We start from the raw sequence: 22,230 nt of genomic DNA on the forward strand, positions 1-22,230 counted from the left end.
CCTCCTCAGCAGGCGTCGTAGACGTAGCCGTTCTCGCCGGCGGCGACGAGGTCTCGGTCGCGCAGGATCGTCAGCGGCGCGCGGTCGTCGCGGGAGCACACGTCGTCGAAGGTCAGGCCGGCGTCGTCGAGCGCGTCGGGGTACTCGACCTGAAGCACGTGGTCGCCGTAGACGTCGGTGTACGCGGCGCACTCGTCCCACGCGGCGCACTCCTCGGTGACGGCCAGGTCGAACCCGAGCTCCTCACGGGCCACGCGGGTGATCTCCGCGGCGTTCTTCTGCGCGACGGCGAGCCCGGCGTCGTGCGCCAGGTCCACGTACGCGCGGGCCAGCGCGTGCGCCCCGGCCTCGTCGATCGCGTCGAACCGCGTCCACGTGTCGAGGTTGTCGAGCTCGACGGCCTCGAACCCGGCGTCCGCGCACCCCGTCACCACCGGCCCCAGCACCTCGAGGATCCCGGCGCGCTGCTCGGCGGTCGACGGGTCCAGCACGTGCTCGTCCGGCCAGTCCGGGTCGATCACGAGCTCGCCGTCCGCGTCGTGCAGCAGCAGCTCCTCGCGCTCCAGCCACGCCTCCGCGTCGTCGGGCTGGGTCTGGAAGCCGTTGACGTAGCAGACGTTGTACGCGCCAGGCAGCGGGTCGGCCGTCGCGTCGCGCACGACGACGTCGATCGGCGTGGCGCCGTGGCCGGGGTCCACCTCGTCGTACGCGCCACCGAGCTGGTAGTCGAAGACACCGCTCGTGGGCGGCAGGGCGACGGCCGCCTCGTCGGACGCCGGCGATGCCGACGCCGCGGGGTCCACCCCGCTCGCCCCCGGCGCACCGCCGCAGGCGGTAGCCGTCAGTGCCAGCCCGAGCGCGATGGTCATGCTCGTCGCGTGCCTCATGCCGTCGTCCCCTCCGTCGGTCGTCTCGCGGTCAGCCGTGCAGCACCTGGGTGCAGAGCTGGTCGACGGCGTCGCGCACCGCGCCGCGCGCCGGGTCGAGGTACTTCCGCGGATCGGTGGTCGTCCCGTCTGCGGCGAGGAACTGCCGCACCTGTGCCGTGTACCCGACGTTGAGCGCCGTGCCGACGTTGATTTTACGGATGCCTGCGGCGACGGCGGCCCGCAGCGCCGGCACGGGCACCCCCGACGACCCGTGCAGCACCAGCGGCACCGGGACGCGCTCCGCGAGCCGTTCGACCAGCCCGAGATCGAGCTCGGCCGTCGCCGTCGTCATCGCGTGCGAGCTGCCGACAGCGACCGCCAGGCCGTCGACGCCCGTGCGCGCCACGAACGACGCGGCCTCCTCGGGGTCGGTGCGCACGCCGGGCGCGTGCGCGCCGTCCTTGCCCCCGATCTCGCCGAGCTCCGCCTCCACCCACAGCGACGTGCGGTGGGCGGACGCGGCGAGCTCCGCCGTCGTCGCGACGTTCTCCTCGTAGTCGAGGTGGGCGGCGTCGACCATGACCGACGAGATGCCGAGCTGCCAGGCGCTCGCGACGACCGCCCGGGCCAGGCCCGCGTCCTGCACATGGTCGAGGTGCACAGAGACGGGCACACCCGCCGACGCCGCGACCTCGCGGCAGGCCGCGACCAGCGGCGCGGTGCGTCCGCCATGGAAGCGCACCGCGTTCTCGCTCACCTGCAGAATGCCGGGCAGCCCCGCGGCCTCGAGTCCCTGGACGATGCCCTCGGCATGCTCGAGCGTGATGACGTTGAACGCCAGCACGGCGCCGCCCGCCCGCGCGGCGTCGGCGACGAGAGACCCGGTGGCCGCGAGGGTCACAGCGCACCCGCCGGTACGTGGGTGCGCAGCGCCTCGGGCAGCAGGTCGCCATGGGCGTCGACGAGCTCGTCGCACAGGGCCCAGATCTGCTCGGGCGTCAGGGTCGACGACGCGTTGGGGTCCATGAGTGCGGCCTGCCGCACGAGCACGGGGTCGCCGCTGCGGGCGGCCTCGACCGTCAGCCGGCCCACCGAGACGTACGCCTGGTTGACCGCCGCACACTGCACGGGCAGCGCCCCCATCGGCACCGGCACCAGGCCGTCCCCGTCGACGACGGCGGGTACCTCGACGACGGCGTCGTGCGCCAGGTTGTCGATCAGGCCGCGGTTCGGGACGTTGACGTGCACCTCGCGGCGGGTGCCGGTCACCAGGGAGTGGATGATCTGCGGCGCGTACTCGCTCGCACCCTCCTCCAGCTCGAGGTCGCCGCCCGAGGCGAGGGTCTTCTTGGCCCGGTCCAGCTCCGCGAGGTTCTCGCGGCTGATGCCGACGTACTCGAGAGGCTCCAGCCGGAAGCGCTCGATCTGCGCGTCGGAGCGCAGGAACCAGGACAGGTACTCGGACGAGTGCTCGCTGGTCTCCGTCGGGTAGTAGCCGATGCGGCGGAAGATCTCGACCCGCACGCGACGCTCGAGCTCGGGGTCGGCGCGGATGCGCTCGCGCAGCATCGGGTAGAGGTCCTGACCCTGGTGCTCCCACTCGAGCAGCCAGGCCTGGTGATTGACGCCGGCCGCGCGGTAGCGGGTCTCCTCGACTGGCACGCCGACCAGCTCGGCGAGGTCGTGCGCGGTCCAGTACACGCTGTGGCACAACCCGGCGACCTTGAGCTCGGGCGCGACGACGGACAGCCACCAGACGTTCATCGCCATCGGGTTGGTGTAGTTGAGCAGCCAGGCGTCCGGGCACAGCTCGCGCATGTCGGCGGCGAGGCCGGTGAGGACGGGGAAGGTGCGCAGGGCGCGGAAGACGCCGCCCACGCCGGTGGTGTCGCCGATGGTCTGACGCAGACCGTGGTGTGCCGGGATCTCCAGGTCGGCGACGGTGGCGTCGATGCCGCCCACCTGGATCATGTTGATCACGAAGTCGGCGCCGTCCAGCGCCTCGCGCCGGTCGACCGTCGCGACGACGGTGGCCCTGGCGCCGAGCTGCTGGCCCACCTGGTGGGCGGTCGCCTCGGCCACCTCCAGGCGATCGGGGTCGATGTCGTGCAGCACGAGGCGGGCGTCCGCGAGCTCGGGGAACCGCAGGACGTCGGCGACGAGCTGGCGGGTGAAGACGACGCTCCCGGCGCCGATGAACACGATGCTGACCATGGCGTCGATCATCGGCGGCTTCGCGCGAGCTGTGCAAGAATGCGATCAGAATTCACGATAAACAATCACTCGGACTGAGCGGTTCGAGAAGCCCGAGCGGTTCGAAAAGCCCGAGCGGTTCGAGAAGCCTCGGAACAGCCCGGCGCGGACCGCCACCCGGCCGAAGGGAACGGCATGCCGACCACGACCGAGACGGCGCCGCGCGCGATCTCCCACAAGCGCACCGAGCGCATGATGCAGACCCTGACCTACGTCAACGAGCGCGGCACGGCCCGCCTCACCGACCTCGTCCGGGAGCTCGACGTCTCCTCCGCGACCATGCGGCGGGACCTGGCCTCCATGGAGGAGCAGGGCCTGCTGGTGCGCACCCACGGCGGTGTCCGGGCGCTCGACCCGACGACCGAGGTGCCCGTGCTGCTGCGGGACACCCGGTTCCGGGAGGCGAAGCTGCGCATCGCCGAGCACGCCGCCGGCCTGCTGCCCCCGGGGCGGTACTCGGTGGCCATCAGCGGTGGCACCACCGCGGCTGCCGTCGCGCGCGTGCTCGCGACCCGCCCCGACCTTGCCATCGCCACCAACGCGCTGACCACCGCGATGGAGCTGGCGTCGCGGAGCAACCTGCAGGTCATCATGACCGGCGGGTTCGTCCGCTCCAGCTCGTTCGAGGCCGTGGGCGTGCTCGCGGAGAACACGTTCAACGCGATCAACGTCGGCACCGCCTTCCTCGGAACGGACGGCATCAGCGTGCGCGGGGGCGCCACGACCCACGACGAGACCGAGGCTCGCACCAACCACGCGATGGTGGCGCACGCCGAGCACGTCGTGGTCGTGGCGGACGGCTCCAAGGTGGGCCGGGTGACGCTCGCGAAGGTCGCGGACCTCGCGGAGATCGACGTGCTGGTCACCGACTCCTCGGCCGACCCCGAGGCGCTCGCCGCGATCCGCGACGCGGGGGTGGACGTTCAGGTCGTCGCGGACTGAGCACCGGACCGACGGTCGGGCCGGGCGCCGCCCGGATACGCCGCCTCGGTCAGCTCGACCTCCGCGACCAGGCGGCCCACCAGCACCGGGTCGAGCACCGCCGCCCCCGGCACCTGGGCGTTCGCGGTCCCCGCGGCCGTCGCGAGCGCCATCGCGCCGGCAAGGTCGTCGCCGCGGTCGAGGGCCACGAGCAGCCCACTCAGGAACGAGTCGCCACTGCCGACCGGGAAGCGCCCGACGTGGCCCTCGAGCCGCGCACGCAGCACGCGACGCCCGTCGGTCGCCCACGCCCCGGCGGCGCCGTCCGTCACGACGACCGCGCCACCGGTCAGCGCCCGGACCTCTGCCAGGATCTCCGAGACGGGCGCCTGCTGGTCGGCGCCCGTGAGCTCGACGGCCTCGGCCCGGTTGACCTTGACCAGGTCGGGGCGTGCCAGAACTGCGCTGCGCAGGGCGGGGCCGTGGCTGTCCACGGCCACCCGCACGCCGGCGTCGTGCCAGGAACGCACGACCTCCGCCAGCAGGCCGGCGGGAGCAGACGCCGGCAGGCCGCCGGAGGCGAACCACCACCCCGGACGCCGCGCCGCGAGCGCGACCGCGGTGTCGACCGCGGCGGCCGCCGTGGCGGCCGCGAGGGGCACGGCTTGCTCGTAGACCTCCGTCAGCCGGCCGGAGCGCCGGGAGAGGATCGAGACGCAGCTGCGGGTCGCCTCCTCGCCGGGAACGACGTGCAGGTCGACGCCCTCCGCCCGCGCGCCCGCGGCGACGTCGTCCCCGACGCCCGCCCCGAGCACCGCCACGGCCGACACCCGCGCGCCGAGCGCGGCGGCGGCGCGGGCTGCGTTGAGCGCCTTGCCGCCCGGCACCCGGTGCGTGGACAGCGGGCGCTGGATCCCCTCCAGCTCGTCGACCACGTACGTGACGTCGAGCGACGGGCTCAGCGCCAGGGCCGAGATCACCGCGCGAGCACCTCCTCGAGGTCCTCGCGGGTCGCCTGCCGGCCGGTGCCGCCCGGGCCGAGCGTCGACAGCGACCCGGCCGTCGACGCCCAGCGCACGCGCTCGCGCTCGTCGGTGACGCCGGAGGCGACGGCCGCCAGGTAGCCGGCGTCGAAGCTGTCCCCCGCGCCGGTGGTGTCGACCACGTCCACGGCGACGCCCGGCGCGCGCACGACCTCGCCGTCCGCGCCCACCGACCAGCCGCCGTCCGCGCCGTCCTTGACGACCACGCGCGGCCCGCGGCCGGCGATCCGCGTCGCCAGGGCGACGTCGTCCAGGCCCGCGGACTCACCGAGCGCGACGGCGATCGCCCGCAGCTCGTTGCGGTTGGGCAGCAGGAGGTCGAGGTGCGGCAGCACGTCGCCGAGCCCCGCCCACTCCTCCCGCGGGTCCCAGTTGGTATCGAGGCTCGTGGTCCAGCCGTGCGCACGCGCCCGGGCCAGCACGGCGGGCAGGGCCGCCGCCAGCCCGGGCTGCAGGAAGTACGACGCGGTGTGCACGAGGCCTGGCGACCGCGCGTCGAGCACGTCGGTGACGCGCTCGCCCGTGAGCGTGGGGATGGTGCCCGGCACGGTGAGGATCGCCCGGTCGTGCGGCGTGGACAGGATCACGGACAGGCCCGTCGCCTCGTCGTTCGCCACCTCGACCTCGGAGACGTCGACGCCGAAACCTCGAAGGGCGTCGAGAGTGAAGCCACCGAACGTGTCGGCGCCCACCCGGGCTACGAGCGACGTCGGCACCCCCAGCCGTGCCACGCCCGACGCGGCGATGCTCGCCGACCCGCCCAGCACGAGGTCGCCCGACTCGGCGAGCTGCTCGGCCTGGCCGAACCGGGGCACGACGTCGCCGCGCAGCACGAGGTCGACGTTCGCGTCACCCACGACCACGACGGAGAGCGGGTTGGCCGTCATCCCTTGACCCCCGTGAACGTCATGGTGGCGATGAACTGCTTCTGCGCGAAGACGAAGAACAGGATCAGGGGCAGGGTCGCGACCACGTTGCTCGCCATGAGCAGCGACCAGTCGGTGCGGCGGGCGCCCTGAAAGTTGGTGATGCCGAGCTGCAGCGTGAAGGCGCTGGGGTCGTTGATGGCGATGAGCGGCCACACGAGGTCGTTCCACGAGCTCAGCAGCGTGAAGATCGCGAGGGTCGCCAGTGCCGGCCGAGCCAGCGGCAGGATGATCCGCCAGAACGTGCCGAAGCGGGAGCAGCCGTCGAGCACGGCCGCCTCCTCGAGCTCCGCCGGCAACGACAGGAAGAACTGCCGCATGAGGAAGATCCCGAAGACGGATGCGAGCCACGGGACCATCGCCGCCGCCAGGGTGTCGATGATGCCTACGCGGGCGAACATCACGTAGGTCGGCACCATGAGCAGCTGCGTCGGGATCATGATCGTCGCGACGATCATGAGGAAGCCGACGTTGCGGCCGGGGAACTTGAGCCGCGCGAACCCGTACCCGGCCAGCGAGCACAGGATCAGGTGCGAGACCACCGCGACGACGGACACGAGGATCGTGTTGCCGGTCCACAGCAGGATGTCGCTGTCCCGAAAGAGCTTCTCGTACCCGGCGAGCGTGAGCGACGACGGGAAGAAGCGGGGCGGGAACCGGTTGATCTCCGACTCCGGCGTGAGCGACGTGAGGAACATCTGCACGAACGGCACGGCGAACAGCAGGGCCACGGGCACCAGCAGCAGGTGCCACCAGCCGGTGCGGCGCGGGTGGCGGCGAGCGGGCTCGGAGCCCGGCTCCGGCGGCGGGCCCGCGACGGCGGGGGCGGGGGCGTCGAGCATCGTCATCAGAGTCCACCTACCTTGCTGCGGCGCGAGTAGACCGTTACGCCGATGGTGATCGCGAGGGTGACGGCGAACAGCCCGTAGGCGACCGCCGACGCGTACCCGAACTCGAGGTCCTTGAAGGCCGAGCTCCACAGGTAGTAGACGATCGTCTCTGTCGACCCGAGCGGCCCGCCGCGCGTCGTCGTGTAGACGAGGTCGAAGAGCTGGATCGCCTGGATGGTCTGCCAGATGGCCACGAACACCGTGACCGGGGCGAGCTGCGGGAAGGTCACGTGCCAGAACGACTGCCAGCGGTTGGCGCCGTCCACGCGGGCGGCTTCGGTCAGCTCGGCGGGGATGTCCTGGAGCGCGGCGAGGTAGATGACGGTGGTGAAGGCGGCTTGCCCCCACAGCGACATGATCGCGATGACCACCATCGCCTGGTGCGGGTCCTCCAACCAGCCCTGCTGCGGCAGCCCGAGCACGCGCAGCGCGTTGTTGACGAGCCCGAACTGGGGGTTGAACAGGTACGTCGTGAGGATGCCGGTCGCCGCCGCCGAGACGACGAACGGAAGGAAGATCAGGGTCCGGTACACCCCGACGAGGATGATCCGCCGGTTGAGCAGGACGGCGAGTCCGAGCCCCAGCAGCACCGAGGCCGGCACGAAGAGCGCCGTGTACAGCAGGGTGTGCCCGGCAGCGGCGGCGAGGTCCGGGTCGGAGGCCATCGCCCGGTAGTTGTCGAGGCCGACCGGCTCCGGCGTCGAGAAGCCGTTCCAGTCCTGCAGGGACAGCAGGAACGCCCAGACCGCGGGGAAGATCGACAGGCCGAGCACGATGAGGGTCGCCGGGCCCACGAACCCCCAGCCGGTGAGCCCCTCCCGCACGCGGCGGGCCCGTGCGGGCCGCCGCGTGCGGGAGGGGGTCGCCGCGGGGGTCGCGGCCGGGGACAGCGTCGCGGTCATTGGTCCGCCAGGGCCGCAGTCGCCTCGTCGGCGGCCTTCGCCAGGGCCTCGGCCGGGTCGCCCTGGCCCTGCAGCACCTGGGAGATCGCGGTGCCGATCGCTTCGGAGAGGTTCACGTAGCCTGCGACGGTGGGGCGCGGGATGGTGGCGTTCGTGCTGTTCGCGGCCATGACCTCGATGCCCGGCATCTCCTTCACCTGCTTCTGGAACTCCGGGGAGTCGATTTCGCTCTCCCGCAGCGGCAGGTTCCCGTAGGCGACGTTCCAGCGCACGTCCTGCTCGGGGTCGGTGAGCCACTTGGTGAACTGGTACGACCAGTACTCGCGGTTGGCGTCCTGGTGGTCGAAGAGCACCCACAGGTCGGCGCCCGAGATCGTCGTGTGCTTCCCGTCCGTGCCCGGCAGCGGCACGACGCCGTAGTCCGTCCCGGCGACCTGCAGGTCGTAGAGCGACCACGGCCCGGAGGTGATCATGCCGATCTGGTCGCTGGCGAAGATCTGTCCGAACTTGGTGTCCGTCTGGTCGAGATACACCGACTGGTCCTCGACCGCCATGTCACGCAGGAACGTGAGCGCGTCGACGCCGGCCGGTGAGTCGAACGTGGCCTGGGTGTTCGACTCGTCGAGGATCTCGCCGCCGTTCTGCCACAGGTGCGGCCAGAACTGCCACGTCGTCTCCTCCGACCCGGAGACCGAGTACGCGTACCCGTAGGTGTTGGTGGCCGGGTCGGTGAGCTCTTTCGCGGCCGCGCGGAAGTCGTCCCAGGTCCAGTCCTCGGTCGGGTACTCGACCCCCGCGGCGTCGAAGACGGTCTTGTTGTAGATCAGCGAGAGGTTGTCGACGACCGCAGGAAAGCCGATCGTGGCGTGCCCGGTCGGCTGCGCCGTCTGGCGGGCCGCTCCGGAGAACTCCTCCCACCCGACCTCGGGGTCGGACACCTGCTCGGTGATGTCGAGCGTCCGCTCCGAGTCGGCGAGCTCGCTCGCCCACGAGCCGAAGGCGTACGAGATGTCCGGGTAGGTGCCGCCCGCGAACGACGACGACAGCTTCTGCAGCAGGTCCTCCGTGGACGGCGCGCCGGACGAGAGCTCGATCGTGACGTTGGGGTGCTCCTTCTCGAACTCCTCGGCGAGACCGGTGAGGATGGTCTGGGCCTGGTCGGCCTGCCCCGTCCACCACGTGAGGGTGACGTCGGCGTCCTTGTCGAGGGTCGTGGCGCCCTGGGTGCCCGACGAGCAGGCGGCCAGCAGGGCGGTCGCCGTCACGAGGGCGGCGGTCGCGCCCCACCGGCGGCCGGTACGAGTGTGTTGACGCAGCATGATCGTCCTTGTCTCTTCTGCGAAGTCTCGTCGGTGAACGCTTCGGCTCAGCCGAGCACGACCGACCGGGTGAGGTGCCGCGGGGCGTCGGCGTCGAGCCCGCGGCTGGTGGCGAGCTCGACGGCGAGCCGCTGCGCCTGGACCAGCTGGACCAGGGGGTCGAGGGTTTCGTGGAGCACGGTCGCTCCGGTGCGGCGCACGTCGGCGGCGAGGGCGTCGTCGGCGTCACCGAAGAGCGTGACGAGGCTCGTCGGGCCCGCGACCGCGACGGGCCCGTGCCGGTAGTCGAGCGCCGGGTACGACTCCGACCATGCCTGGGCGGCTTCGCGCACCTTGAGCGCGGCCTCCTGGGCGAGGCCGTAGCCCCACGACCGGCCCAGGAAGACAAAGTGCTCGAAGCGGGCCGGGTCCACGGGAAGCGGCGCGGCGAGCACGTCGGCTGCCTGCTCGACGACCGGCCCGAGGTCCTCACCGAGGGCGGCGCGGGCGAGCGCGAGGACCGACGTCGGGAACCGCGTCTGGACCACGGACTCCTCGTCCGCGAAGTCGAGCACCACGGTCTCGTCGGCCGCCTGGGCGACCGGGGAGCCGGCGACGCCGACGACCGCGGCCTTGGTGGTGCCGGCAGGGACGGCCGCGAGCGCTTCGAGCACCTCGCTCGTGGTCCCGGAGCGGCTGATGACGACGACACGGTCGTACTGGCGCCCCGGCCTCCACTCGGACGCGTAGGCGGCGTCGGCCTCGCCGTGCCCGGCACGCTCGCGCAGGCTCGCGGCCGACTCGGCGACGAAGGCGCTGGTGCCACAGCCGAGCAGCAGCACCCGCTCGCCAGGGCGGCCGAGCACGTGCCCCTGCGTCGGCGCGGTGGCGACGGCTCGGGCCCAGACCTCGGGCTGGCTGCGGATCTCACGCTCGGTGATGGCGCTGGTACTCACGTGCGGCTTCCTGTCCTCGTGCGACCGCCCGCGGTGGGTGCGGGGGAACGACGCCCCGGACCGGCGCCGTCGGGCCCATCGTGCTCGGCCGTTGCGCGCAAGTCAGCAAAACTGGTGAATTCGATCATTCTGACTGAGTGATTCGCGTAACAGATCGGCAACCTGCTCATGCGTGCCCCATTCTCGGGGACGACCCGCGCACGCCGAGCACTTTCTGCACGCCTTCGAGGAGGGCCTCCATGACCCAAGCACCGGACGCGCTGGGGGCAGCACGCCCCGCCGTCGTCACCGTCCCGGACCTCAGGCTCGCCGACTGGTCCCCGCGCCCGCAGGTGTCGCTGCCGGCCACCCGGGTCGTGCGCGCCGCGGTCCCGGCCGTCGACGTCCACAACCACCTCGGCCGCTGGTTGACGCCCGACTGGTGCGCCCCCGACGTCGGGGAGCTGCTCCGGATGATGGACACCGCGAACCTCGAGACGGTCGTGAACCTCGACGGGCGGTGGGGCGACGAGCTGGAGGCCAACCTCGACCGGTACGACCGTGCCCACCCAGGTCGCTTCATCACCTTCTGCCAGCTCGACTGGTCGTTGCTGGCCCGTCCCGACGGGGAGCTCGAGCTCGCCGACCAGCTGCGCGACTGCGCGGCCCGCGGCGCCCGGGGCGTGAAGGTGTGGAAGAACCTCGGGCTCACCGTCGTCGGGCCGGATGGCGCGCTCGTCACGCCCGACGACCCCCGGGTGGTCCGCGTCCTCGCCCTGGCGGGCGAGCTGGGTCTGCCCGTGCTCATGCACGTGGCGGACCCCAAGGCCTTCTTCGAACCGCTCGACGCGCACAACGAGCGGTTCGACGAGCTGGCGGGCCAGCCGGACTGGTCGTTCGCCGACCGGGACCGCTACCCGTCGTTCGAGCAGCTGCTCGGCGCGTTCGAGCGCCTGTTGATCGCGACGCCCGGCACGCGGTACATCGGCGCGCACGTGGGCTGCGTCGCCGAGGACCTGGACCACGTCGGACGGCTCCTGCGGACGGCGCCGAACCTGGTGGTCGACATCGCGGGCAGGCTCGCCGAGCTCGGCCGCCAGCCACGACGCTTCCGCCGCCTGGTCGAGGAGTTCCCCGACCGCGTCCTGTTCGGCACCGACGCGTTCCCGGTGACGCGCGACCAGCTCGACGTGCACTTCCGGTTCCTCGAGACCGACGACGAGAGCTTCGACTACGCCCCCGGCGAGGACGTCCCGCCGCAGGGCCGGTGGCAGATCTCCGCAGCCGCGCTGCCCGCCCACCTGCTGCCGGCCCTGTACGCCGGCAACGCCCGCCGCGTGCTCGGCCTCGACGGGCTCTGAGGCGACGGCACGCCGAGGCTCAGAGCACCCGGAGCCCCGCGGACCCGGCCAGCGCGCGCAGCCGGCGCACGTCGGTGCACGCCAACGGCACCTGCGACCCGTCGGCCAGCAGCAGCCAGTGCCGGCGCGCGGCGACCGTGTGCGGGGCGCCGCTGATCAGCGCGGCGCCGGCGAGCGCGACCGCCGGCCCGTGCGCGGGGCGCAGCTCCGGCTCCTCGCCGAGGGCGAGCACCGCCGGGCCCGCGGGGACCGCGACCGGGCCCTGCGGCGGCACGTCGTCGGCCAGCACCCGGACGGCGACCGCCGCCCCCCGGGCCCGCGCCCGCCCGGCCAGCACGCGCACCACGAAGCTGCCGTAGACCACCAGGATCGGCACCACGACGATCGCGACGCCGACGGACACCCCGTCGACGCCCGTCCTCGTGCCGGAGGCGAGCCGAGTGCCCACGACGACCAGGCCACCGGCCGCGACGGGCAGGAACATGAGGTTGAGCCGACGCCACCACGGACGCTGCCCCGCCGGCTCCTGGAATCCGTGCAGCACGCGCCAACCGCTCCACCGGGCGCGGTCGTCGTGCTCCAGACCGACCACGGCCCAGCCGTCCGCCAGGCGCCACCATGCCCGCACCGACGCCGCGAGCCCGACGACCAGCAGGACGAGCCCGGGTGCCAGGGCGGTGGCGCCGTCGCTCAGCGGTCGCTGGTCCAGTCCGACGACCACCAGCAGGAGGCCGACGGCGGCCACGATCGGGTAGAGGATCGCGCGCAGCGCGTCGAGCAGACCGGTGGCCCCGTCCACGGGCTTGACCCCGGGGTACCCCTCGAGCCCGTGCTCGCGCGCGCGGTAGTCGTGCATCTGCTCGGGGTCGACCACCACAGCATCGACCCGATCAGCAGCGACGCCGCTGGCCGGGCGTTTCCGCGCCGGCAGCGCCAACACCTCGGGCCGTCGCAGCGCGAGGGACCAGGCCTGGCGCAGGCGCCGCGCCCGCCCCCAGTCGCGCCGGTACCGGAACCACCAGCCGAGCGTCCCCAGCACGAGGACGGCGCCCACGACGAGCGACGCGACGTCGGCCCGCTCGCCGTCCGCGCCCCGCCCGAGCAGCACCAGGACGGGCCGGGCGGCCAGGCCGGCCCCGGCCAGGCAGCCCAGCAGGAGCAGCAGTCCCGCGAGCATGCGCCGCCCGCCGCCGTCGCGCCGCTGGGCGACGCCGAGGTTCGCGGCGGCCACGTCGTACCAGTCGCCGAACGTCGCGGGCAGCGGCACCTCGTGCGGGAACGGGGGCAGCGGCTCGCGGCCGCGTCGACGCTGCGCCGGCGCCTCAGCCTCCTGCACCGTCACTCCGTCTCCTCGCCCTGCGCGTCCACGGGGACGATCCTCGCAGGCCCGGCCATGGCGGCGAGCAGCATGCCGACGGCGCGCACGTGGTGCGGCTCGCTCGACCAGCCGACGAGCACGAGGCCGGGGCCGCCGTCCGACGGCGCCGTGACGACCACCGCCAGCCCGATCTCGCGCGTGGCTCCGGTCGTGACCTGTGGCGACGCCGGGTCGCGCACGTCCACCGGGTACGTCACGGTCACGCCGAGGGCGGGCCCGATGCCGGTCTCGAAGCCCTCGGTGTACGCGGCGGACAGGTCGAAGCCCATCTTGGCCGCGACCACCCGTCGCACGACCTCGAGCAGGGACAGCGGCCCGTCGAACGCGTCGATCTGCCGCACGGACCCCACGACGTTGACGAAGATCTCCTCGTCGATCGCGGTCGGTCCGCGATAGTCCTTGCCCTGGTAGACGAGGCCGTGCAGCAGCACCGCCCGGTCGCTCCAGACGTCACGCCAGGCGCGCAGCCCCGCCAGCAGGAGACCGGCGTCGCGCGCCGGAAGGTCGACGTCCACCGCCTCCAGGGCCCCGCGGATGACGCCCAGCGCCTCCTCGGCGCTCTGCGTCCCCGCGAGCTCCACCCAGTCGTCGGGCACCCGCAGGCTGAGCTTCCACCGGGTCGGGTTGTCGACGTCCAGCGTCTCGGCATCCGTCATCGTGCTCACCTGTTCTCGAGCTGGGTGCGCAGCAGCGCGCCCTCGCCGTCCGTCTCGTCGGCGGTGGCACCCCAGTCGGGCAGGATGCCGTTGTACGAGTCGCCCTTGAGGTGCCCGTAGTCGCTGAACCAGTTGAAGGGCTCGACGACGAGGAAGATCCCCTGGTCGAACATGATGTCGGCCGAGCGCCAGCCGAGCTCCGCGACGGAGTCGATGCTGCCGCCCCTGGCCGCCATCGTGAAGAAGCCGGGGAACGCACCGGTCGCCGCGCGGCCCACGCTCGACATCGGGTTCATGAACTGCGCGAACGTCGGGGCCGCCCGCCCGGCCGCCGTCGCCGACGCGGCCACGGCCTTGAACGTGGCCGTGAGCCCCCCGGCCCCCAGCGCCGTCCCGACCATGCCCATGATGACGCCCGGCGTGAAGCCACCGGCGAAGGAGCCGGCCTGCCCCGCGGCGCTGAGATACGACGCGAGGGTGCCCACGCCGCTGGCCAGGACGCTCACGAGCGCGAAGACCTGCGCGCCCGGGATCGGCAGCAAGGAGATGATCCCCGCGACGAGGCTGACCACCCCGAGGACGTCCGCGATGAGGTCGAGCAGGCCGGCGTTCTCGGCCGCCCACTCGAGGATCATGTCGCCGAGGTCGGCGAACGCGTCGCCCAGGTCCTCGAACCGGTCCCCCACCCAGTCCACCGCCTGGTCGAACCACGACGGGTCGTCCGGCGCCATCGCGGCCGCCGTGTCGAAGTCGCCGAGCAGAGCGCGCGACGCGGTCCCGTACTCCTCGACCAGGGTGCGGATGCGGCCCCAGACGCCGTCGACCGCGGCCTGGGCGTCGTCCACCGCGCCCCGGGCCGTCTCCCGGGCGCGCTCGCCCTCCTGGTAGTCGTCCCACTCGTGCTGCGGTGCGTCGTCCTCGGGCCGGCGGCCCTCGGGCATGCCGTAGAGGTTCGACTCGGCCGCGCTCAGCGCGGCCTTCGCCTCGCCCAGCTCGCGGTCCAGGGTGTCCGCCCGGCCCCGGAAGTCCTCGAGCCTGCCGGCCCAGGTCTCGAGCGCGCCCGCCGCCTTGCGGAACGCCGCCTCCGCCTCGACGACCTTGGGCTCGAAGCCGTCGTGCAGCATGGAGCGGAAGGCGATCGCCGTCTCGCCCACCCATTCGCCCTCGTCCACGCTGCCGAGCAGGAACTTCACGCGGGCGAGCGTGTCGTGCCCGGTCGACAGACCGGTCGCGAGCGAGCCGGTGACGTCGTGGTCGCCCGGGGCGGGGTCGTACCCGATGTGCTCGTAGTGGACCATCAGCCGTCCCGCAGCGCCGCGGCGAGGTCGGCGTCGATCTGGGCGAAGCCGTCGCGGATCTTGCGCAGCTGCTCCTGGGCGTTGTCCGTCGCCTCGCACATCTCGTCGATGCTGTGGTCCCAGCGGTCCCGGAAGTGGGAGACCCGGTCCACGAGCTCCGGCTCGCCCACCGCGGACGGCTCGGCGCGCCGGATCGCGTCGAGCGGCTCGTACAGCCGCTCCCTCATCTGCCCCAGGTCGTTCTCGACCTGCGACAGGAACGTGTCGTTCATGACGATCTCGCCGGACATCAGCGTCCTCTCCTCCGGGCGTCGACGTGTGCTCGCGCAAGGATTTCACAGCCCGCGTCGCTGGGTGGCGTCCGCCGATGGGTACCTCTCCCCGGTCCCCCGACGACGTCGACGCAGGTCGCGGGAATGATCTGGCGGTGCGGCGGCCGCCTCCGTACGGTCGGCCCATGCCGCTGCACGACGACGAGGTCCGGATCACCGCTGACGACGTGCGTCGCCTGGTCGCGGCGCAGCACCCGCAGTGGGCCGCGCTGCCGGTGACGCCGGTGCGGGAGTCCGGCACCGACCACCTGCTGTTCCGGCTGGGCGACGAGGACGACGGCCTCGTGGCGCGGATGCCGAAGATCGCCTGGGCGGGCGAGCATGCGCTCGCCGACGCGCGATGGCTGCCGCGCCTGGCCCCGCACGTGCCGCTGACGGTGCCCGCGCCGCTCGCCGTCGGCGAGCCCGACGACGCGTACCCGTTCCACTGGTCCGTGGTGCCGTGGGTGCCGGGCGCGGCGACGGCGGACCCGCTCGACCCTGCCGCCGCCCCGAACCTGGACACCGCCGCCGCGGCCGTCGACCTCGGAGCGTTCGTCACCGCGCTGCGCGCCGTCGACCCGACGGGCGGCCCGGTCAAGGACGGCACCGGCCGCGGCGTCCCGCTCGCCCGCCTGGACGACGACGTCCGCCGCGCCACCGCCGAGGCCGGCGACCGCGTCGACGGACCCGCCGTCCTCAAGGCGTGGGACCGCGCGCTCGAGGCGGCGTCGGACCCGGTGCCCGGCACCTGGCTGCACGGCGACCTCATGCCGGGCAACCTCGTGGTCTCCGGCCGGCGGCTCACCGCCGTCATCGACTGGGGCGCCCTCGGCGTCGGCGACCCGGCGGCCGACCTGCCGCCCGCGTGGTGGCTGTTCGGCGGCAGTGACCGCGACGCGTTCCGCGAGGCGGCCGGCGCCGGCCCGGGCGGCGACCTCGACGACGGCGCCTGGGAGCGCGGGCGCGGGTGGGTGCTGGTGCAGGGGATCATCGCGCTGCCGTACTACTGGGACCGCTGGCCCGAGTTCGCCAGGGCGTCGCAGCGACGCGTCGCGGCCGCCGTCGCCGGGTGAGCGCGAGCACGAGCCGGTCAGGGTTCCTCAGGGTCGAACGGGGGGACCACCCGATACCGAGCGCACGACGCCGCTCGTACCGTCGAAGCATGACCACATCGACCTCGACCCCGTACGTCCAGCCCGGCCCCGCCCCGAAGCGCAAGCTGTTCCGCCCGAAGCACGGGCGCGTGCTCGGCGGCGTCTGCGCCGGCCTCGCCGACTACCTCGGCTGGAGCCGCGGCCTCGTCCGCGTGCTCACCGTGGCGTCGATCCTCATCCCCGGCCCGCAGGTGCTCGCCTACATCGTGCTGTGGATCCTCATGCCCGACGAGGAGAAGGCCCTCCGCGCGGCCTGACCGACCGGCACCACCCACCGGCCCCACCCCACCGGCCCGTCCCCTGGAGGAACCGTGGAGCTCACCCTCGAACGCGGCGACCTCACGACCGTCGCCACGGACGCCGTCGTCAACGCCGCGAACTCGTCGCTGCTGGGCGGCGGCGGGGTCGACGGCGCCATCCACGCCGCCGCGGGTCCCCGCCTGGTGGAGGCCTGCCGCGAGCTGCGGCGCAGCACCCTGCCCGACGGCCTGCCGGTGGGCGACGCCGTCGCGACCCCCGGCTTCGACCTGCCCGCCGCGTGGGTGATCCACACCGTCGGCCCGAACCGGCACGCCGGGCAGACCGACCCGGCGCTGCTCGCCTCGTGCTTCAGCCGCTCGCTGGACGTCGCGGCCGACCTCCGGGCCCGGACCGTTGCGTTCCCCGCCGTCGGCGCGGGCGTCTACGGCTGGGCGCCCGACGACGTCGCGCGCGCCGCGCTCGACGCCGTCCGGTCGTGGGACGACACCAACCCGTCAGCGGTCGACGAGGTCCGCTTCGTGCTCTTCAACGCGCCGGTCCTCGCGGCGTTCGAGGCGGCTCTCGTCGCTTCCTGACCTGCGCGGACAGTTGTCCACAGGCCGTTGTCCACACCCTTGTCGCCGGTGTTCGGGCTCGCTAGGGTCGAACACATGTTCGACACATCGGCACTCGCGACCGACCCGGTCCCGGCCCGGCCGTCGCTCGCGCACGTGTCGGCCGCGATCGACGAGGTGGTCGGCCTCCAGCACCAGATCGACGCGCTCGAGGCGCGCAAGCTGGACGCGGCGGCACGCGCGGAGGTCGTGGCAGAACGCGCGGAGGCGGCCCTGCTCGCGCCTCACGACGTCGCGCTGAGCCGCGCGGACGCGGAACGTCGCCGCGACCTCGCGCGGCGCGCCTTCGGCGCCGACCTCGCGACGGCGCTGCACCTCACCGAGCAGGCGGCCGCCCATCTCCTCGACACGGCGCGCACCCTGGTCGTGGAGCCCGGAGCGCCGGGGCACGCCACCCTCGACGCGCTGCGGCACGGCCGCCTCTCGCTGGCGCACGCCACCGCCGTCGCGGACACCCTGGCCGACCTCCCGGACCCTGACGCGCGCGCCCTGGTCGAGGCTGCCGTGCTGCCCCGCGCCACGACCTGCACGGTGCCCCAGCTGCGGCGACACCTGCGGCGTGCCCGGGACGTCGCCCACCCGGAGCCCTTCGTCGAGCGGCATCGCCGGGCGGCGGAGGCGCGGGCCGTCTACGTCGACCCCGGCGCCGACGGCATGGCCTGGCTCACCGCGTACGTGCCCGCGCACGTCGCCCACGCCGCCTACGACCGACTCACCAGCGCCGCGAGACGTGCGCAGGAGGCCGGGGACACCCGCACCCTGGCGCAGCTGCGCGCCGACGCCCTCGGCGGCCTGCTCCTCGCCGGCGCGCGGGACACCGACTTCCCGACCGGCGAGCAGGGCTCCGTGCCGGACCCGACCTGGATCACGCGGCGCATCGTCCCGACCGTGCGGGTCACGGTCCCGGTGCTGTCGCTGCTGGGAGGCTCCGACGCGGTCGCCGACCTCGACGGCCACCGGCCGGTGGACGCGCAGACCGCGTCCGTGCTCACCGCCGCGGCGCCCTCGCTGCGGCGGCTGCTCGTCGATCCTGTGGACGGTCGCCTGCTCACCACCGACCCCGGCACCTACGCCGTCCCCGCCGCGCTGCGCGCGTTCCTGCGGGCGCGTGACGGCGTCTGCCGGTTCCCGGGCTGTACGCGTGCAGCCGTGCGCTGCGACGTCGACCACGTGGTCGCCTGGGCCGACGGCGGACGGACGGTCGCGGACAACCTGGCTCACCTGTGCCGCCACCATCACGTGATGAAGCACCAAACCGCCTGGCGGAGCACGCTCGGGCGGGACGGTGTGGCCACCTGGACCTCACCGACCGGACGCACCCACCCGGATCCGCCGGCCGCGCACCCGCACCCTCCGCGCCACGGTGCCGCCCCGCCGGAACCAGGGCGACCAGGACCGTCGCCGTGAGCGCGGGAACGTCGGGCGCACCCGCACGGCCGGCCCGAGACAGAGCACCTGTCGAGCTGCTGGACGGCGCGGGTCGAACGGGCGCGGGGTCCAACGAGCGCAGGGTCCAACGAGCGCAGGGTCGACGCCCCTGCTCAGCGCTTCGGGTAGCCCGCCTGCGGCCGGTCCTCGTCGAGGTCCTCGACGTGCTCGAACTCGGTGGGCTCGTGCCGCACGGCGCGGTTGTAGAGCCAGGTGATGAAGGAGAGCACGATGCCGACGGCGAGCAGGCCACCCGCGATGACGTACTGCTCCTGCTGCTCCGCGCTGCGCGCCCACGGTCCCGCGAGGAAGGCACAGGTGACGGCGCCGAGCCCGGCGACCCACGCCTTGGTGCGGAAGTGTGCGTGCTGCACGGGCTTGCGCCGCAGCACGAGCAGCGCCACGTTGACGACGGCGAACACGGTGAGCAGCAGCAGCGACGTCGTCCCGCCCAGGAGGCTGATCGCGTTCGACCCCGCCTCGGTGCCGCTCGCGCGCACCACGTAGGTGATGAGGCCGTAGGAGATCAGCGTCGTGACGATGATCGACACCCACGGCGTCTTGCGGGTGCGGTGCACCTTGCCGAAGCTGCGCGGCAGCACGTGCTGGTTCGCCAGCCCGTACAGCAGCCGGGACGCCATGAGCATGTTGATCAGCGCCGAGTTCGCGACGGCGAACATGCCGATGAACGGGAAGATCGTGTCGAACGGCACGTCGGGCGCCCCGGCCGCGACGACCTGCGTGAGCGCGGAACCCTTGGAGTCGTCGGTGAGGTCGCCCACCGGCACCAGCGCGACGGCGGTGATCGCGACCAGCACGTAGATCAGCCCCGTGATCGACAGGCCCGTGAGCATGGTGCGCGGGAAGTCCTTCACGGGGTCGCGGCACTCCTCGGCCATGTTCACGGAGTCCTCGAAGCCCACCATCGCGAAGAAGGCGAGCGTCGTCGCGGCCGTCACCGCGAGGAACACGCCCTTGTCGTCCGGGCTCTCGAACACGACCACCCGGGAGAAGTCGGCCCGCCCCTGGGTCATGCCCCACAGGCCGACGAAGATCACCATGAGCAGGCCGGACAGCTCCACGAGGGTCAGCACGACGTTCGCCTTGACGCTCTCGCCGACGCCGCGGAAGTTCACCAGCGCGACGAGCGTCATGAACCCCAGCGCGATCAGCAGCAGCCCGGAACCACCGGCCTCGAGGCCGAGCCCGAAGCCGTCGTTGAGGAAGCCCGCGAACGCGTTCGACGCCGTCGACGCCGACGTGATGCCGGAGCACATCACCATGAAGGCGATGATGAACGTGACGAAGTGGATGCCGAACGCCTTGTGCGTGTAGAGCGCGGCACCGGCGGCCTGCGGGTACTTGGTGACGAGCTCCAGGTAGGAGAACGCGGTGAGCGTCGCCACCAGGAACGCGATGAGGAACGGCGCCCAGGCCGCGCCGCCCACCTCGCCGGCCACCTGCCCGGTGAGGGCGTAGACGCCGGTGCCGAGGATGTCCCCGACGATGAAGAGCAGCAGGAGCTTGCGGCCCATCACCCGCTTGAGGCCCGGTTCGGGGGCGGTACCGCCCGCTCCGCCGCCGGCCTGGTCGATCGTCTGGCTCATCGCGACCTCCTGGATCCTGCTGTGGATCGTGCTCTCGCATGGATCGTGCTCTCGCACGGTTCGTCCGTACCCCTCGCCTCGTCGCGCGGGCCCGGCCGTCCCCTCAGTCCCCTCATGGAACCGCGCCGAGGCGTGACCTGCATGGGCGACGCGCGGGCGGGCAGGGCAGAGTTGCCCGCAACAAGGTCTCGCACGGTGCGGGTGCAGGGGGCAACCGGACTGACGAGGAGCATGCGGGTGCGACGAGCGGTGGTCACGGGTGCGGGGGCGGTCACGCCCGTCGGGGGAACGGTCGAGGAGACGTGGGCGGCTCTCCGGGCGGGCGCGAACGGGGCCGGTGCGATCGCGGACGACTGGGCCGGGACGCTGCCCGTGCGCATCGCCGCGCGGGCGGACGACTCCTTCGCCGACGGGCTGAGCGTGCCCGAGCGTCGCGCGCGCGACCGGGTGGAGCAGCTGACGCTGGTCGCGGGCCGGGAGGCCTGGGCGTCGGCGGGGGCTCCGGACGTGGACCCCACCCGGCTCGCCGTGGCCGTGGGCACCGCGCACGGCGGCATCGCGACGACCGTCGCCATGCAGGACGTCCTGGGGACGGCCGGCTACCGCCGCGTGAACCCGCACACCATCACGATGGCGATGGCGAACGGGCCGGCGGCGTACCTGTCCCTCGACCTGGGGGCCAAGGCCGGGGCCCGCGCGCCGGTGAGCGCGTGCGCCGCGGGGGTGGAGGCGATCGGGCAGGGCCGCGACCTGATCCGCTCGGGAGCGGCAGACGTCGTGGTGTGCGGAGGGGCGGAGGCCAGCATCGTGCCGCTGTCCCTCACCGGTTTCGGCCGGGTGCGCGCCCTGTCGACCCGCAACGACGAGCCGCTGCGCGCCTCGCGCCCGTTCGACGCCCACCGCGACGGCTTCGTCATGGGCGAGGGCGCCGTGCTCGTGGTGCTGGAGGCCGAGGAGCACGCCCGCGCCCGCGGCGCGACCGTCCTGGGCGCCGTCGACGGCGCGTCCCTCACCTCCGACGCGTTCGACATCGTCGGCGGCGACCCCGCCAACCAGGCCCGGACCATCACGCTCGCGGTGCGCGACGCCGGCCTGGACCCGCGCGACGTCGGGCTGGTGCACGCGCACGCCACCTCCACGCCGATGGGCGACGTCAACGAGGCCGCGGCCCTGCGCGCCGCCCTCGGCAGCCCGCCCGCCGTGACCGCCACGAAGGCCTCCACGGGGCACCTGCTCGGCGCGTCCGGCGCCCTGGGCGCGCTCGTCGCGCTGCTGGCGCTGCGCGACGGCGTCGTCCCGCCGACCATCAACCTCGACGACCCCGACCCGGACGTCGACCTCGACGTCGTCACCACGCCCCGGACGACGACGGCGCGGCACGCGCTCGTCGACGCCTTCGGCTTCGGCGGGCACAGCGGCGCGCTCGTGCTGTCGCGGGACTGACGCCGGGAGCACCGTCACGGAGCGTGGCGACACCCCGTCACGGTGATGTCGTGGCAGTTCACCCGGTCGCGACGTTCGGACGGGCGGCGCCGCTCCTCTTTTCTGGCACGTCGACGACGATGCCGGCGTCACCGCCCGCCTCCTGGGCGGCGCCCACCTGCACACGCGGAGGGTGACATGGCTGCACCACCGATCGAGGCACCCGGGGTGTCTCCCCGGCTTCGCAGGAAGACCGGTTGGCCGGCGATCGTGCTCATCGCCTTCCTGTCGCTGGTCGTCCTCGTCGAGACCGCCGTCCTCGCATCGCAGGACGCACGGATCGCCGCCTTGGAGGATGCCGGGACGCTCCAAGGTCCGGCAGGCCCTGCCGGACCTCCGGGGCCGCAGGGCGAACCTGGCCCGGCGGGTCCGGCCGGTCCCCGCGGCGAGCAGGGCCCCGAGGGGAAGCAGGGTCCGAGGGGCGAGGCCGCGGTCGTGGAGAGCGACGGTGCGTCGTCGGCCCCGGAGGCCGAGACAGGATCCGAGCTGGACGCGGCTCCGGAGCCCGAGCCTGCGTCGGCGCCCTTCGAGAACTGCGACGCCGCGCGAACCGCCGGTGCTGCGCCGGTCCACGCAGGAGACCCGGGCTACGGAGAGCATCTGGACCGGGACGGTGACGGCGTCGGGTGCGAGTGATCAA

General features: G+C 73.5%; 22 protein-coding genes. 8 read left to right on the forward strand and 14 right to left on the reverse strand.

Annotated features, from left to right (window positions below):
• Positions 1-5: 5 nt before the first annotated feature.
• The 3 genes from ACFUVW_RS03955 to ACFUVW_RS03965 are packed head-to-tail and all read right to left on the reverse strand — an operon-like array spanning position 6 to position 3,083.
• Positions 6-887, reverse strand: coding sequence for an endo alpha-1,4 polygalactosaminidase (locus ACFUVW_RS03955; protein ID WP_430570051.1), 882 nt, complete (start codon positions 885-887; stop codon positions 6-8).
• Positions 888-918: 31 nt separating this feature from the next.
• Positions 919-1,770 (reverse strand): class II fructose-bisphosphate aldolase, encoded by an 852-nt coding sequence (locus tag ACFUVW_RS03960; protein WP_430570052.1) that lies wholly within the window; start codon positions 1,768-1,770, stop codon positions 919-921.
• Positions 1,767-3,083 (reverse strand): alpha-glucosidase/alpha-galactosidase, encoded by a 1,317-nt coding sequence (locus tag ACFUVW_RS03965; RefSeq protein WP_430570053.1) that lies wholly within the window; start codon positions 3,081-3,083, stop codon positions 1,767-1,769. Before ACFUVW_RS03965 ends, ACFUVW_RS03960 begins: the two co-directional genes overlap by 4 nt.
• Positions 3,084-3,257: 174 nt before the next feature.
• On the opposite strand from ACFUVW_RS03965, the gene ACFUVW_RS03970 reads away from it, so the two are divergent.
• Complete coding sequence (locus tag ACFUVW_RS03970; protein ID WP_430570054.1) at positions 3,258-4,064, forward strand: DeoR/GlpR family DNA-binding transcription regulator; 807 nt, start codon at positions 3,258-3,260, stop codon at positions 4,062-4,064.
• On the opposite strand, the gene ACFUVW_RS03975 is transcribed toward ACFUVW_RS03970, so the two are convergent.
• From ACFUVW_RS03975 to ACFUVW_RS04000, 6 genes are read right to left on the reverse strand one after another with little or no spacing between them, the layout of a single operon-like run.
• The gene (locus tag ACFUVW_RS03975; RefSeq protein ID WP_430570055.1) at positions 4,046-5,023 is read right to left on the reverse strand and encodes a PfkB family carbohydrate kinase; all 978 of its coding nucleotides are present in this window, start codon (positions 5,021-5,023) and stop codon (positions 4,046-4,048) included. The two genes, ACFUVW_RS03970 and ACFUVW_RS03975, sit on opposite strands and share 19 nt — an antisense overlap.
• The gene (locus ACFUVW_RS03980) at positions 5,020-5,973 is read right to left on the reverse strand and encodes a carbohydrate kinase family protein (RefSeq protein ID WP_430570056.1); all 954 of its coding nucleotides are present in this window, start codon (positions 5,971-5,973) and stop codon (positions 5,020-5,022) included. Before ACFUVW_RS03980 ends, ACFUVW_RS03975 begins: the two co-directional genes overlap by 4 nt.
• Positions 5,970-6,860: a carbohydrate ABC transporter permease gene (locus ACFUVW_RS03985; RefSeq protein ID WP_430570057.1), complete on the reverse strand. Its 891-nt coding sequence runs from the start codon at positions 6,858-6,860 to the stop codon at positions 5,970-5,972. The genes ACFUVW_RS03980 and ACFUVW_RS03985 overlap by 4 nt, the downstream gene beginning before the upstream one ends.
• Entirely contained in the window at positions 6,860-7,804 is a 945-nt protein-coding gene (locus tag ACFUVW_RS03990; protein ID WP_430570058.1) for a carbohydrate ABC transporter permease, read from the reverse strand. The genes ACFUVW_RS03985 and ACFUVW_RS03990 overlap by 1 nt, the downstream gene beginning before the upstream one ends.
• Positions 7,801-9,123: an ABC transporter substrate-binding protein gene (locus tag ACFUVW_RS03995; RefSeq protein ID WP_430570059.1), complete on the reverse strand. Its 1,323-nt coding sequence runs from the start codon at positions 9,121-9,123 to the stop codon at positions 7,801-7,803. The genes ACFUVW_RS03990 and ACFUVW_RS03995 overlap by 4 nt, the downstream gene beginning before the upstream one ends.
• 47 nt (positions 9,124-9,170) lie before the next feature.
• Entirely contained in the window at positions 9,171-10,058 is an 888-nt protein-coding gene (locus ACFUVW_RS04000) for an SIS domain-containing protein (RefSeq protein WP_430570060.1), read from the reverse strand.
• Positions 10,059-10,297: 239 nt separating this feature from the next.
• Here ACFUVW_RS04000 and ACFUVW_RS04005 point away from each other — a divergent pair, with 239 nt between their 5' ends.
• Positions 10,298-11,398: an amidohydrolase family protein gene (locus tag ACFUVW_RS04005; RefSeq protein WP_430570061.1), complete on the forward strand. Its 1,101-nt coding sequence runs from the start codon at positions 10,298-10,300 to the stop codon at positions 11,396-11,398.
• Positions 11,399-11,417: 19 nt separating this feature from the next.
• Here ACFUVW_RS04005 and ACFUVW_RS04010 read toward each other — a convergent pair whose 3' ends face one another.
• Genes ACFUVW_RS04010 through ACFUVW_RS04025 form a run of 4 tightly spaced genes read right to left on the reverse strand, consistent with a single transcriptional unit; the run spans position 11,418 to position 15,020 of the window.
• Positions 11,418-12,740, reverse strand: coding sequence for a hypothetical protein (locus ACFUVW_RS04010; RefSeq protein ID WP_430570062.1), 1,323 nt, complete (start codon positions 12,738-12,740; stop codon positions 11,418-11,420).
• The gene (locus ACFUVW_RS04015) at positions 12,737-13,432 is read right to left on the reverse strand and encodes a hypothetical protein (RefSeq protein WP_430570063.1); all 696 of its coding nucleotides are present in this window, start codon (positions 13,430-13,432) and stop codon (positions 12,737-12,739) included. The genes ACFUVW_RS04010 and ACFUVW_RS04015 overlap by 4 nt, the downstream gene beginning before the upstream one ends.
• Before the next feature lie 5 nt (positions 13,433-13,437).
• Complete coding sequence (locus ACFUVW_RS04020) at positions 13,438-14,730, reverse strand: hypothetical protein (protein ID WP_430570064.1); 1,293 nt, start codon at positions 14,728-14,730, stop codon at positions 13,438-13,440.
• Positions 14,730-15,020, reverse strand: a complete 291-nt coding sequence (locus ACFUVW_RS04025; RefSeq protein ID WP_430570065.1) for a hypothetical protein — start codon at positions 15,018-15,020, stop codon at positions 14,730-14,732. Before ACFUVW_RS04025 ends, ACFUVW_RS04020 begins: the two co-directional genes overlap by 1 nt.
• A gap of 167 nt (positions 15,021-15,187) precedes the next feature.
• On the opposite strand from ACFUVW_RS04025, the gene ACFUVW_RS04030 reads away from it, so the two are divergent.
• From ACFUVW_RS04030 to ACFUVW_RS04045, 4 genes are all read left to right on the forward strand, one after another.
• Positions 15,188-16,117, forward strand: coding sequence for an aminoglycoside phosphotransferase family protein (locus ACFUVW_RS04030; RefSeq protein WP_430570066.1), 930 nt, complete (start codon positions 15,188-15,190; stop codon positions 16,115-16,117).
• A gap of 89 nt (positions 16,118-16,206) precedes the next feature.
• Positions 16,207-16,455 (forward strand): PspC domain-containing protein, encoded by a 249-nt coding sequence (locus ACFUVW_RS04035; protein WP_430570067.1) that lies wholly within the window; start codon positions 16,207-16,209, stop codon positions 16,453-16,455.
• 54 nt (positions 16,456-16,509) lie between these two features.
• Positions 16,510-17,034, forward strand: a complete 525-nt coding sequence (locus tag ACFUVW_RS04040; RefSeq protein WP_430570068.1) for an O-acetyl-ADP-ribose deacetylase — start codon at positions 16,510-16,512, stop codon at positions 17,032-17,034.
• A gap of 75 nt (positions 17,035-17,109) precedes the next feature.
• Positions 17,110-18,480, forward strand: a complete 1,371-nt coding sequence (locus ACFUVW_RS04045) for a DUF222 domain-containing protein (RefSeq protein ID WP_430570069.1) — start codon at positions 17,110-17,112, stop codon at positions 18,478-18,480.
• A gap of 134 nt (positions 18,481-18,614) precedes the next feature.
• Here the strand turns inward: ACFUVW_RS04045 and ACFUVW_RS04050 are convergent, their stop codons facing one another.
• Entirely contained in the window at positions 18,615-20,108 is a 1,494-nt protein-coding gene (locus ACFUVW_RS04050; protein ID WP_430570070.1) for an APC family permease, read from the reverse strand.
• Between the two features lie 231 nt (positions 20,109-20,339).
• Between ACFUVW_RS04050 and ACFUVW_RS04055 the strand changes: the two genes are divergently transcribed.
• A complete protein-coding gene (locus ACFUVW_RS04055) occupies positions 20,340-21,551 on the forward strand; it encodes a beta-ketoacyl-[acyl-carrier-protein] synthase family protein (RefSeq protein ID WP_430570071.1) in 1,212 nt (403 codons plus the stop codon).
• Positions 21,552-21,728: 177 nt separating this feature from the next.
• Positions 21,729-22,226, forward strand: coding sequence for an excalibur calcium-binding domain-containing protein (locus ACFUVW_RS04060; protein ID WP_430570072.1), 498 nt, complete (start codon positions 21,729-21,731; stop codon positions 22,224-22,226).
• Positions 22,227-22,230 lie beyond the last annotated feature (4 nt).

It is taken from the genome of Isoptericola sp. NPDC057391 (genome assembly GCF_042668085.1).
In the GTDB taxonomy this organism is placed as follows: Bacteria; Actinomycetota; Actinomycetes; order Actinomycetales; family Cellulomonadaceae; genus Isoptericola.

Bases quoted from the DNA above. Each gene is read 5' to 3' on its own strand.
- ACFUVW_RS04020 (WP_430570064.1), bottom strand. From the start codon at position 14,730: ATGGTCCACTACGAGCACATCGGGTACGACCCCGCCCCGGGCGACCAC.
- ACFUVW_RS04025 (WP_430570065.1), bottom strand. From the start codon at position 15,020: ATGTCCGGCGAGATCGTCATGAACGACACGTTCCTGTCGCAGGTCGAG.
- ACFUVW_RS03955 (WP_430570051.1), bottom strand. From the start codon at position 887: ATGAGGCACGCGACGAGCATGACCATCGCGCTCGGGCTGGCACTGACG.
- ACFUVW_RS04035 (WP_430570067.1), top strand. From the start codon at position 16,207: ATGACCACATCGACCTCGACCCCGTACGTCCAGCCCGGCCCCGCCCCG.
- ACFUVW_RS03980 (WP_430570056.1), bottom strand. From the start codon at position 5,973: ATGACGGCCAACCCGCTCTCCGTCGTGGTCGTGGGTGACGCGAACGTC.
- ACFUVW_RS03965 (WP_430570053.1), bottom strand. From the start codon at position 3,083: ATGGTCAGCATCGTGTTCATCGGCGCCGGGAGCGTCGTCTTCACCCGC.
- ACFUVW_RS03985 (WP_430570057.1), bottom strand. From the start codon at position 6,860: ATGACGATGCTCGACGCCCCCGCCCCCGCCGTCGCGGGCCCGCCGCCG.
- ACFUVW_RS04060 (WP_430570072.1), top strand. From the start codon at position 21,729: ATGGCTGCACCACCGATCGAGGCACCCGGGGTGTCTCCCCGGCTTCGC.
- ACFUVW_RS04055 (WP_430570071.1), top strand. From the start codon at position 20,340: ATGCGGGTGCGACGAGCGGTGGTCACGGGTGCGGGGGCGGTCACGCCC.
- ACFUVW_RS04015 (WP_430570063.1), bottom strand. From the start codon at position 13,432: ATGACGGATGCCGAGACGCTGGACGTCGACAACCCGACCCGGTGGAAG.
- ACFUVW_RS03990 (WP_430570058.1), bottom strand. From the start codon at position 7,804: ATGACCGCGACGCTGTCCCCGGCCGCGACCCCCGCGGCGACCCCCTCC.
- ACFUVW_RS04005 (WP_430570061.1), top strand. From the start codon at position 10,298: ATGACCCAAGCACCGGACGCGCTGGGGGCAGCACGCCCCGCCGTCGTC.
- ACFUVW_RS03970 (WP_430570054.1), top strand. From the start codon at position 3,258: ATGCCGACCACGACCGAGACGGCGCCGCGCGCGATCTCCCACAAGCGC.
- ACFUVW_RS03995 (WP_430570059.1), bottom strand. From the start codon at position 9,123: ATGCTGCGTCAACACACTCGTACCGGCCGCCGGTGGGGCGCGACCGCC.
- ACFUVW_RS04050 (WP_430570070.1), bottom strand. From the start codon at position 20,108: ATGAGCCAGACGATCGACCAGGCCGGCGGCGGAGCGGGCGGTACCGCC.
- ACFUVW_RS04030 (WP_430570066.1), top strand. From the start codon at position 15,188: ATGCCGCTGCACGACGACGAGGTCCGGATCACCGCTGACGACGTGCGT.
- ACFUVW_RS04045 (WP_430570069.1), top strand. From the start codon at position 17,110: ATGTTCGACACATCGGCACTCGCGACCGACCCGGTCCCGGCCCGGCCG.